Origin of the sequence: Mesorhizobium sp. M7A.F.Ca.ET.027.03.2.1, from assembly GCF_003999175.1 — a bacterium.
GTDB lineage: Bacteria > Pseudomonadota > Alphaproteobacteria > Rhizobiales > Rhizobiaceae > Mesorhizobium.
Window position 1 is genome coordinate 1 of record NZ_RZOM01000958.1, and the last position, 2,404, is coordinate 2,404.

Genomic DNA, 2,404 nt, shown 5'->3' on the forward strand with positions numbered 1-2,404 from the left:
GTCGAATATGGCGGCAACCGTCACGGTTTTCTCGCCTTCAGTGAAATTCACCCCGACTACTACCAGATTCCGGTCGCCGATCGTCAGGCACTGCTGCGCGCGGAAGCGCAGGAGGCTGAGGACGAAGAGAACGAGGACGGCGACGGCGATGATCGCCAGAGCCGCGATCGCGGACGGCGCGGCCGCCGGCGCGGCGGCAAGCCCCGCGACCGGGGTGAGCACAAGCGCGATGCAGCCGATTCCAGCGAGGCAAGCGACACTGCCGACGAGGCGGAAGAGGGCGCCGACGCTGGTTTCGAGGAGATCTCGCACACGTCCGAGATCATCGAACATGCGGCCGATGCGTCCGAACATGCCGATGCGTCCGAACATGGCCAGGATTCCGCCGAGCAGGACGAAGGCGAAACCCGCGAAGGCGGTCCGACGTCGATCGCCGCCTCGGTCGAGGCCGATGTGATTTCCGAAGCCGTTCCGCAGGCCGAACAAGGCAGCGAGGCGACCTCCGGCGACAATGATCGCGGCATGCTGGAAGAAGTGCAGTCCTCGCATCCGGACGATCACGAGGTCGAATCGGTCGGCGCCGAGGACGCGCTGGAAGAAGTGCGCAACCGCCGCAAGCCGGTGCGCCGCCAGTACAAGATCCAGGAAGTGATCAAGCGCCGGCAGATCCTCTTGGTGCAGGTCGTCAAGGAAGAGCGCGGCAACAAGGGTGCGGCACTGACCACCTATCTGTCGCTTGCCGGCCGCTATTCGGTGCTGATGCCGAACACGGCGCGTGGCGGCGGCATTTCGCGCAAGATCACCAGCGCGGTCGACCGCAAGCGCCTGAAGGAGGTCGTTGCCGATCTCGAAGTGCCGCAGGGCATGGGCGTGATCCTGCGCACCGCCGGCGAGAGCCGCACCAAGGCCGAGATCAAGCGCGATTACGAATATCTGATGCGGCTTTGGGAAAATGTCCGCAATCTCACCTTGCAGTCCACGGCCCCTGCCCTGGTCTACGAGGAAGGCAGCCTGATCAAGCGCTCGGTGCGCGACCTCTATAACAAGGATATCGACGAGATTCTTGTCTCCGGCGAGGAAGGCTATCGCGAGGCCAAGGACTTCATGCGCATGCTGATGCCGAGCCACGCCAAGGTGGTTCAGCCGTTCCGCGACACGACGCCGATCTTCGTGCGCAACGGCATCGAGGCACAGCTCGACCGCATGCTGCAGCCGCAGGTGACGCTGAAGAGCGGCGGCTACATCATCATCAACCAGACCGAGGCGCTGGTTGCCATCGATGTGAATTCGGGCCGCTCCACCAAGGAGCACTCGATCGAGGACACCGCACTCCACACCAATCTGGAAGCGGCCGAGGAAGTCGCGCGTCAGCTCAGGCTGCGCGATCTCGCCGGCTTGATCGTCATCGACTTCATCGACATGGAGGAGAACCGCAACAACCGCTCCGTCGAGAAGCGGTTGAAGGATCACCTCAAGAACGATCGTGCGCGCATCCAGGTCGGCCGTATCTCGCATTTCGGCCTGATGGAGATGTCCCGCCAGCGCATCCGCGCCAGCGTGCTGGAATCGACAATGAAGCCTTGCCCGCATTGCGGCGGCACCGGCCATGTGCGCTCCGATTCGTCGGTCGCGCTGATGGTGGTGCGGGCGATTGAGGAATTCCTGCTCAAGGATTCCCGCAGCCACATCACGGTGCGGACGCCGGCGGCGACCGCACTCTACGTGCTCAATCACAAGCGCGGCACGCTGGTCGAACTCGAAAGCCGCTTCGGGCTGACGATCACCGTCGAGGCCGACGATTCGGTGGGTTCGCAGCACTATGCGATCTTCCGCGGCGCGCTGGCTGAAAAGCCGGAAGGCTTCGTCGAGGCGCGCAGCTTCCCGGCCTATGTCGAGCCGGAAGAGCCCGAGGACGAGATTGTCGTCGTCGAGGAAGATGACGAGGCGCCGGTGCAGGCCGAACAGCCACGCCAGCAGCCGCAGCAACAACAGCCCCGGCCCGCTGCCGGTGGCGAGGAAGGCGACGGCCGCGACCGCAAGCGCCGCAAGCGTCGGCGCCGGCGCGGCGGCAAGGATCGCGATCGCGAACATGGCGCCCCTGCGGACGGTGCTTCCGTCTCGGCTCCGGCCGGTGAGTTTTCGGACCCGGACTCGGCCGCCAGCGATGGCGACACGGAAACGGACGACAATGCCCCTGTCGGTGTTGCCGAAACGTCTGAGACAGCTGAAGCTTCGGACGAAGGCCAGGGCAAAAAGCGCCGGCGCGGCAAGCGCGGCGGCAAGCGCAACCGTCGCGAAGACGGTGAAGGCGAGGCTGAGGCAAGTGCTGGCGAAACAGCAGACGCGCCTGAAGGCGAAGTCCGGGCAACCGAGGTGATCGCCGGCGAGCCGGTCGTTGCTGCAC

General features: G+C 65.0%; 1 protein-coding gene. It reads left to right on the forward strand.

Annotation, left to right across the window (positions count from 1 at the left end; translation table 11 throughout):
• On the forward strand, window positions 1-2,404 hold a 2,404-nt coding region (locus EN750_RS29585; RefSeq protein ID WP_145968028.1), incomplete at both ends, for a ribonuclease E/G.